General features: G+C 66.9%; 10 protein-coding genes. All 10 read right to left on the reverse strand.

Annotated features, from left to right (window positions below; translation table 11 throughout):
* A partial coding sequence (gene ccmB / locus CVM52_RS21845) for a heme exporter protein CcmB (RefSeq protein WP_100164499.1) occupies nt 1-535 on the reverse strand: 535 nt, incomplete at its 3' end.
* Nucleotides 532-1,143 carry a heme ABC exporter ATP-binding protein CcmA gene (gene ccmA, locus CVM52_RS21850; protein WP_100164500.1) on the reverse strand — a complete coding sequence of 204 codons (612 nt, stop codon included), beginning with the start codon at nt 1,141-1,143 and terminating at the stop codon, nt 532-534. The genes ccmA and ccmB, both read right to left, overlap by 4 nt.
* Nucleotides 1,144-1,205: 62 nt before the next feature.
* Nucleotides 1,206-1,559: an Mth938-like domain-containing protein gene (locus CVM52_RS21855; protein ID WP_100164501.1), complete on the reverse strand. Its 354-nt coding sequence runs from the start codon at nt 1,557-1,559 to the stop codon at nt 1,206-1,208.
* A gap of 15 nt (nt 1,560-1,574) precedes the next feature.
* On the reverse strand, nt 1,575-2,327 hold the full coding sequence (locus tag CVM52_RS21860; protein ID WP_100164502.1) for a sulfite exporter TauE/SafE family protein: 753 nt from the start codon (nt 2,325-2,327) through the stop codon (nt 1,575-1,577).
* On the reverse strand, nt 2,320-3,288 hold the full coding sequence (gene secF, locus CVM52_RS21865; protein WP_100164503.1) for a protein translocase subunit SecF: 969 nt from the start codon (nt 3,286-3,288) through the stop codon (nt 2,320-2,322). Before secF ends, CVM52_RS21860 begins: the two co-directional genes overlap by 8 nt.
* A gap of 1 nt (nt 3,289) precedes the next feature.
* Nucleotides 3,290-4,951 (reverse strand): protein translocase subunit SecD, encoded by a 1,662-nt coding sequence (gene secD, locus CVM52_RS21870; RefSeq protein ID WP_100164504.1) that lies wholly within the window; start codon nt 4,949-4,951, stop codon nt 3,290-3,292.
* Nucleotides 4,952-4,983: 32 nt separating this feature from the next.
* Nucleotides 4,984-5,268, reverse strand: a complete 285-nt coding sequence (gene yajC / locus CVM52_RS21875) for a preprotein translocase subunit YajC (protein WP_100164505.1) — start codon at nt 5,266-5,268, stop codon at nt 4,984-4,986.
* Between the two features lie 219 nt (nt 5,269-5,487).
* A complete protein-coding gene (locus CVM52_RS21880; RefSeq protein WP_133119932.1) occupies nt 5,488-6,288 on the reverse strand; it encodes a hypothetical protein in 801 nt (266 codons plus the stop codon).
* Between the two features lie 297 nt (nt 6,289-6,585).
* A complete protein-coding gene (locus CVM52_RS21885; RefSeq protein ID WP_100164507.1) occupies nt 6,586-6,984 on the reverse strand; it encodes a rhodanese-like domain-containing protein in 399 nt (132 codons plus the stop codon).
* A gap of 38 nt (nt 6,985-7,022) precedes the next feature.
* A partial coding sequence (locus CVM52_RS21890; protein ID WP_240621029.1) for an amidase family protein occupies nt 7,023-7,566 on the reverse strand: 544 nt, incomplete at its 5' end.

Raw genomic sequence — 7,566 nt, forward strand, 5'->3', positions numbered from 1 at the left:
GCGCCGCCTCGGCCCCGAAGATCAGCGTCGGCACGTATAGCGGCAGCACCAGCAGCGACAACAGCAGCCCGCCGCGTTTCACCCCCACGGTCAGCGCCGCGCCGAAAGTGCCGATCACCGACAGCGCCGGCGTGCCCAGTGCCAGCGACAGCAACAGCCAGGCATGACCCTGCGGCGCCAGGTTCAGCAGCAGGCCCAGCACCGGCGCGGCCAGCACCAGCGGCAGACCGGTGGTCAGCCAGTGCGCCAGTGCCTTGACGCTGACCGCCGCCTCCAGCGGCAGCGGCGAGGTGGCCAGCAGGTCCAGCGTGCCATCCTCCCAGTCCAGCGCGAAGATGCGGTCCAGCGACAGCAGGCAGGCCAGCAGCGCACCCAGCCACAGGATGCCGGGCGCAATGGCGCCAAGCTGCGCCGCACCGGGGCCAACCCCGAAGGGCACCAGCACGGTGACGATCAGGAAAAACGCCAGTCCCAGGCCAAAGCCGCCGCCGGCGCGGAAGGCCAACCGCAGGTCGCGCAGCAACAGCGCCCTCACAGAAACGCCTCGTCGGCATCGATCTGCGGCAGCTTGGCCCGGAACGGGGCAAGCTCCAGCACCTCGGCCTCGATCCCGAGGTCGATATGGGTGGCGATCAGCGCCGCGCCCCCCTGCCCCAGATGTGCGCGCACGGCCTCGGCGAACCAGCCCACCGCGGCGCGGTCCAGCGATACGGTGGGTTCGTCCAGCGCCCAGATCGGCCGCCCGGTCACCAGCAGCCGCGCCAGGCCCAGCCGCCGTTTCTGCCCGGCCGACAATGCCCCGGCGGGTCGGTCGGCCAGGTCGGACAGGTGAAAGGCCGCGATTGCCGGGGCGATATCGGCGGTGCCGAAGATGCGGGCCCAGAAGGCCAGGTTTTCCGCCACGCTCAACACCGCCTTGATGCCGTCGGAATGGGCGGCATAGGCGATGGTCTCGTCCGCGCCCTCGATCCGGCCGGCCAATGGAGGTTGCAACCCAGCCAGCGTGCGCAGCAGCGTGGTCTTGCCCACCCCGTTCGGCCCGCGCAGGATCAGCGCCCGGCCGGGCGGCAATGCAAAGGACAGGCCTTCCAATACCGGAAGGCCGCCGCGGGCGATGCTAAGGTCGGTGACGCGCAGGGTCATGCCAGCCGAAGTAACCGATTGTGGCAGCGCAAAAAAGGGCGCTGTAACGGATCGGGCGCGGCTCAGACCGGCAACAAGGCCAGCGCCACCCGGCGGCCCTCGGACAGCAGCACGTTATAGGTGCGGCAAGCGGCGGGCGTGTTCATCGCCTCGACCCCGACACCGGCCGCCTCCAGCGCCGCGCGCAGCGGCTGCGGCAGATGCGCGATCTCGGTGCCGGTGCCGACAAAGATCACGTCCACCTCGGCCGCCAGCGCCACCAGCGGCGCGGCATCCTCCAGCCCCGACCAGCCGGTGGTACCCGAGGGGCCGGTCAGCACCGCGCCATGGATCACCTCGCCGCCGATGCGGAAGAATCCGGGGCCATAGCCCTCGACCGGGCGGGCGTCATTGAACTGGACCTCGTCGATGCGCATGGCCTTCCCTTTCTGTTAGCCCCAGACCGGCAGGCCGGACAGGGCGCTGGCTGCGATGATGACATAGGCGCCGCCGCGATAGAACCGTTCCAGCGACGGGCGGAACAACAGCGCACCCGCTAGATTGCCCGCGATATTGGGCAGCGCCAGCACCAGCCCGATCAGCACCGGCACCACCGCCAGGGCGGATTTCAGCGCCAGAATCGCCAGCAGCAGGAAATCGTAACAGAACAGGTAGGTCATGATGCTGGCGCGGACAACCGGCGCCGGGTTCGGGCTGGCCATATACATCAGGATCACCGGCGGCCCCGGCAGGCCCGCCACCCCGCCCAGGAATCCGGCGATTCCGCCGGTGCCAAGGACCAGCCCCGGACCCAGCCGCCCGCGATACCGCAGCCCGGCAACCAGGCAGACCGGCACCCCCAGCGCCAGCAGTGACACGCCGGTGCGGAACAGCTCTGGCGCCATCCGTTCCAGCAGCCACAGGCCCAGCGGCAGGATCAGCAATGTGCCGGCCAGCAGGCGCAGCAGGTCGCCGCGATCGGTGCGGCGCATCGCGGCGGGGATATTGGGGATCGGGCCGAACACATCCATCAGCACCAGAGCGATCAGCGCCCAGAGCGGCGGCAGCACCTGGGCCGCCATCGGCATGAAGATCAGCGCGGTACCGAACCCGGAAAACCCCCGCACCAACCCGGCAAGAAAGCTGACTGCCGCCAACCAGCCCAGTCCCGGCAGCGCCAGGGCCTGGGCCAGCGCGTCAGGCATCAATATTGGCGAACTGGTTGCCCGAGGTGTTGTCCGGCTTGGTCCAGTCGCGCTTGACCCCGAAATACAGCAGGATCGCCGCGGCGATGAAGACCGAGGAATAGGTGCCCACCACGACGCCCCAGATCATCGCGAAGACAAAGCCGCGGATCACGTCGCCGCCCAGAGCGAACAGCGCGAACAACGCCAGCAGCGTGGTGAACGAGGTCATCGTGGTGCGGCTGAGCGTTTCGTTGATCGACATGTTCAGCACCTCTTTCAGCGGGCGCTGCTTGTACTTGCGCAGGTTCTCGCGGACCCGGTCATAGACCACCACGGTGTCGTTCAGCGAATAGCCGACAATGGTCAGCAGCGCCGCGATGATCGCCAGGTCAAAGCGAATCTGAAGTTCGGAGAACACCCCGACCGTCAGCAACACGTCATGCACCAGCGCCAGCACCGCGCCCAGGGCGAACTGCCATTCGAAGCGCAGCCAGATATAGATCAGCACCGCCCCCAGGGCCAGCAGCACGGCGATCACCGCGGTCTGGATCAGTTCGCCCGACACTTTCGGGCCCACCGATTCGACCGAGATGAACTTGATATCGGGCACCACCGCCTGCAACGCCGCCTGGGCCTGCTGGATGGTCTCGGCCGAGATCGCCTCCTCGTCGCCCTGCGCCTGGATGCGGATCATCGCCACGTGCCGGTCGTCGCCAAAGCTGGGATCGAACACTTCCGAGATCAGCACATCGCCCAAGCCCAGCGGTTGCAGCGCATCGCGATAGGCACCGATATCCAGATCGGTGGTGCTTTCGGTGCGGATGGTGGTGCCGCCGCGGAAATCGATGCCGAAATTCAGGCCGCGCACTCCGAACGAGACCATGGCCAGCACGATCAGGACCAGCGAGATGCCGAACCACAGTTTCCAGCGGCTGAAAAAATCGACGTTGGTGGTTTCAGGGACCAGTCTCAGACGCATGTCACACCTCGAGTGTCTTGGGGCGGCGGCGTTCGAACCACAGCACCACCAACAGGCGGGTGACGAAGATCGCCGTGAACATCGAAGTGAGGATGCCCAGCCCCAGCGTGATGGCAAAGCCGCGCACCGGCCCCGAGCCAATGGCAAACAGGATCACCGCGGTGATGAATGTGGTGATATTGGCGTCCAGGATCGCGCTCAACGCCCGCTCATACCCCAGCTCGATGGCACGGGCGGGGCCGCGCGCGGTTTTCACCTCTTCGCGGATCCGTTCGAAGATTAGCACATTGGCATCCACCGCCATCCCCACCGTCAACACGATACCGGCAATCCCCGGCAGGGTCAGCGTGCCACCCAGCAGCGACAACAGCCCGAACAGAATACCGATATTGATGACTAGGGCGATATTGGCGAAGAGTCCGAACAGGCCATAGCTCAGCACCATGAACACCAGCACCGCGGCAAAGGCGACGCCGGTGGCGACCTTGCCTGCATCGATGCTGTCCTGGCCCAGTTCCGGGCCAATGGTGCGTTCTTCCAGGAATTCCAGCCCGGCGGGCAGCGCGCCGGCGCGCAGCAGCACCGCTAGGTTGGTGCTTTCCTCGACCGAGAAGCGCCCGGTGATGATGCCGGATCCGCCGGGAATATGGCTCTGGATCACCGGGGCGGAAATAACCTCGTCATCCAGCACGATGGCAAAGGGCTGGCCGATATTCTCGGCGGTGTAATCGCCGAAGGCCCGCGCGCCGGTGGTGTTGAACCGGAAACTGACCGCCGGGCTGCCGTTCTGGTCGAACGACGGCTGCGCGTCTACCAGTTCCTCGCCGGTGACGACGGGGGCGGATTCGATGGTATAGAATACCCCCTCCTCGTCCAGCGAAGGCACCACCTTGGTGCCCGGTTCGGTGCGCGCCTCGGCATCCGATCCGCGGCCAATCACCGGATTGAAGGTCAGCCGGGCGGTGGTGCCGATGATCTCTTTCAACTCGCCGGCGCTGCCGATGCCGGGCACCTGGATCAAGATCCGATCGGCGCCCTGGCGCTGGATCGTTGGTTCACGGGTGCCGACGGCATCGATCCGGCGGCGGATGATCTCCAGCGCCTGGCGCACCGTACGGTCGTCGCTGGCTTGCTGTTCCGCCTCGGTCAGGCGCACGATCAGCGTGTCGCCCTCGGCCGAAACCTCGATATCGGTCGAGCCGACGCCGGCCAGGGTCTGGATCGGCTGGGCCAGCCCGCGCACCACCTGCAGTGCGCGCTGCATGCCGTCGGAATTGCCGATCCGCACCCGCACTTCACCGGGCGGCGACGGCTGCTGGCGGATGCCGCCCACCGTGTCTCGCTCGGGGCGCAGCGCATCGCGGATATCGGGCCACATCGCCTCCATCCGCGCGGCGTAGACGTCCTGCACCTGCACTTCGGCCAGCAGATGCGCGCCGCCGCGCAGGTCCAGACCCAGGTTGACCAGGTTCGAGGGCAACCAGCTGGGCCAGGACGCGGCCTGCGCCTGCAATTCCGGGGTTTCACCGCGCACCTCGATCGCGGCGACCGCGTCGTTGTGGGTTTCGACCCGGCTGTAAAAGGCATTGGGCATCGCCATGAGCACACCGGCGGCGCAAACCAGCCAGATGAGCCATCGCTTCCAAGCGTCGATCTGCAGCATTCCCTGCCTCTTCAGTGATTTAAGGCGCGGAGTTAGCTTGCCGGTTCGGTCTTGCTCATCACCGATGCGATGGTCGCCTTGACCACCCGCACCTTGACACCCTCGGCGATTTCGACCTCGATCTCGCCATCTTCCTTGACCTTGGTGACCTTGCCGATCAGGCCACCCTGGGTGATCACCTGATCACCCCGGCGCAGCGCCTCGACCATGGCCTGATGTTGTTTCACCTTTTTCTGCTGCGGACGGATCAGCAGGAAATACATGATCGCAAAGATCAGGATGAGCGGGAGAAACTGGGCGATCGCGCCACCTTCCATGAGGGTATCCTTTTGCTTCGGGCTCGCGCGGCCTGCGCACCCAAAGGGGTGCCCGCGAATTGCGGCGGAACCTATGCTCTGAGTGTGGGCTTTGCAAGGCGGAACGGGGCAGAAGATGGCGCCCCCGAATGTCGCAGCATTCACAAGGCGCGGCCGCCCGCGGTCCGGCACCAACAACGCGCCGCCGGGGGCAGCGCGTCGAGTTTCGTATACTTCGGGTTAGCCTGCGGATTCCGACAGATTCGGAACGGTCGGCGCCGCACTGTCCAGCGCCTGCTTGACCCGTCCCTGGCTGGACGAACTGTTCGGCGTGACCCCACCCTCGCCCTCGATCGGGATTTCCCGCGCCGGGGTCTGGCGGTCGTGCAACTCGGTGAAATACAGGGTGGCGCCCCAGAACCCGGCGGCGGCGCCGGTGACCAGCAGCAGCACCGCCATGCTGGCACGGCGAAAATGGGTGCGCAGGTCGTCGACCTCGTCTTCCTCCTCCGGCACGCTGCGGAATCGCGCGGCAAAGGCGGTGTCGATCTCGGGCTGTCGCACCGGCTCGGCCGCCACCGCGGGCGGCTCCTCTGCCGGCGCGGCCGCCTCGGGCGTGGCCGGATCCTCTGCTTTGGTCTCTGCTTCGCCGCTGCGCTCGGGCGCTGTGGTCTCCGGCGTGGTGCGCGCGCTGCTTTCGGCGATGAACAGCGGGAACACGTTGGCCGATTTGCCGTCCTGCCCTTCCAGCGCCTCGCGTTCGCGCGCATCGGGCTCCTGCCCTTTGCGGGCCAGGGTCTGGGCACGGCGCGCCAGCGCGGCCTGCAGAATCGCCTCGCGGGCGTAGTCGCGGCCACCCTCGGCGCCGCGATCAGGCTCGGGGGCGGTATCCGCCGCCGGTGCCTCGGCCGCAGGCGGTTCCGCCTCGGACTGCGGGTCATCCCACGGCTTGACCGCAGGGATCACCGGCTGCTCGCCCCGTTCGGCGAGGATGGCGGCGCGTTTGGCCCGCGCGATTTCAAGCCGCTTTTCCCAGCTCACATCCTTGTTCCGATTCTTCCTGGCCCCCCGGTTCGCAGCCGGACCTTTGCGCTTGTCGTTGTTACTCGCGACCATCCCAACACACCCATAAACACTTGCCCCAGCATAAAGCATTCCCGCCAAAAGTCAGCAAATCTCCGCCGATAACCGATAACCGGAAAAAATCACTTGGCTGTTGCCTTATTGTTGAACCCGCGGAAACGATGCAGCCCCGAATTCTGGGCCTAGATCCCATATCTAGGGGCGGACTGGATAGGCGACCGCCATAACCGCGGCTGATTCCATCCTGGTGCCGGATCACTCCACCGGTTCGATCGCGCCGCCTGCGGCTTTCCAGGCGCTGAACCCGCCCTCCAGATGCGCCACCGGCTTCAGGCCCATCTCCTGCGCGGTTTTCGCAGCCAGTGCCGAGCGCCAGGCCGAAGCGCAATAAAAGATATAGCGCTTGTCCTGGTTGAAGACCGGCTTGTGATAGGGGCTGTCCGGGTCGATCCAGAACTCCAGCATCCCGCGCGGGCAGGAAAACGCGCCGGGGATCTTGCCCTCGCGTTTCAGCTCGCGGAAGTCGCGCAGGTCGACAATCACGTGATCCTCGGCCCCGATCAGCGCCTTGACCGTTTCGGGCGACACCGTCTCGACGGCGGCATTGGCCTCGGCCAGCAGGGTGGCGATGCCCCTGGTGATGGTCTGCGTCATGACTCCTCCCTTTCGCTGCCTCTTGTGCAGGCATGAGTTTACAGTTCCGCGACAGTGGGCGCGCCGCAGCCCGCCTCGATCACCGCGCCGGCCGCCAAAAGCACATCCTCGCGATAGCGTCCGGCCACCAGTTGCACGCCCAGTGGCGCGCCGTCGCTTTCGCCGGTGGCCACCGACAGTGCCGGCAGGCCCAGCGCCGGCAAGGCGCGCTGCACCAGCTGCGCCTCCAGGATCGCCGCGAACTCGGCCTCCGAACCGACATCGCGCTGCTGCGCGAAGGGCCGTTCGCCCGAGGGCGGCATCAGCACCAGCGGATAGCGCTCCAGAAACATCTGCCAGTCGCGGATCAGGCCCACCCGCGATTGCAGCGCGGCGGATAGCGCCGGCAGGTCCATTTCCGGCGAGGCGGCGGTCATCCGGGCAAAGACGATATTGGCGTCCGGGTCATCCTCTTGCGCGATCATCTGCGCGGTGGCCCGCGCCTCGGCCATCCACAGCCGGGCGTTCAGGTCGGCGGCCGGGCGCAGCGGCGGCGCCTCGACCTCCTCGACCGTCCAGCCCGCCGCCTCCAGCATCCCGGCG

The organism is Pseudooceanicola lipolyticus (assembly GCF_002786325.1).
Taxonomy (GTDB): Bacteria; Pseudomonadota; Alphaproteobacteria; order Rhodobacterales; family Rhodobacteraceae; genus Pseudooceanicola_C; species Pseudooceanicola_C lipolyticus.